The organism is Collinsella aerofaciens (assembly GCF_032584215.1).
Lineage (GTDB): Bacteria > Actinomycetota > Coriobacteriia > Coriobacteriales > Coriobacteriaceae > Collinsella.
Genome location: NZ_JAWHPN010000129.1, coordinates 1 through 447, shown reverse-complemented (window position 1 = coordinate 447; position 447 = coordinate 1). Strand labels below are relative to the sequence as shown.

General features: G+C 60.4%; 1 pseudogene. It reads right to left on the bottom strand.

From position 1 onward, the window contains the following. Window positions 1-429: pseudogene (locus RX395_RS10085) on the bottom strand (hypothetical protein); the annotation flags it as partial. Window positions 430-447 lie beyond the last annotated feature (18 nt).

Here is a 447-nt window from a genome sequence, read left to right as displayed (position 1 = left end):
CTCCTGGTCAAATAGTATTTTCGGGGCGGATTGTCCTGCAAAATCAGCGACAAGGAACACCCTGCGTCTCCGCTGGGGGGTGCCGGGCCAGTATTGAGCGTCGAAGACCTTCCACGCCAGGGAGAATGCAGCTCCCACTCGTAATTTCCCAGCAGGTTGCCAGCCCCAGGGGTGAGGTCGAGTGAAAGGTATGGAATTGCCTGCAATTCCGGCGATCTGTTCCAGGACGAACCGGAAGTCCTCCCCTTTAGGGAAGCCGCTGCTGAACACGCCGGGGACATTCTCCCAGCAGAACCATCTGGGGCGAACAGACTTGCCTGTCCGCCCTCGTCGTATATCCGCATCCCGCATCTCCTTTGTCACCCGGATCTGCTCCAGGAACAGCCCGGACCGTGCGCCGGCCAGTCCGGCGCGGGTACAGGATGCCACGGATAAGTCCTGACAGGG